We start from the raw sequence: 308 nt of genomic DNA on the forward strand, positions 1-308 counted from the left end.
TGGTGCTGATTGTTCTCTCCATCGTCGTCACCATCATCTTCTTTCGTCAGGCATTCAAGCTGGATAAAACCGGGCGCAATAAAATGTTTGTCGCCTTTGTCCTGATGCTCGAAGCGGTGGTGTTTTACATTCTCTACGCCCAGATGCCAACATCGCTGAACTTCTTTGCCATCAACAACGTGCATCATGAAATTCTCGGTTTTTCCATCAACCCGGTCAGCTTCCAGGCGCTTAACCCGTTCTGGGTGGTACTCGCCAGCCCAATACTGGCAGGCATTTACACGCATCTGGGTAACAAAGGCAAAGAC

Annotated in this window: 1 pseudogene; it reads left to right on the plus strand. The window is 49.4% G+C overall.

Annotated elements, in window-relative coordinates:
- Nucleotides 1-308, plus strand: a pseudogene (gene tppB / locus V5P19_RS23240) (dipeptide/tripeptide permease); the annotation flags it as partial.

Source organism: Enterobacter sp. UNJFSC 003 (assembly GCF_036903355.1).
Classification (GTDB): Bacteria; Pseudomonadota; Gammaproteobacteria; order Enterobacterales; family Enterobacteriaceae; genus Enterobacter.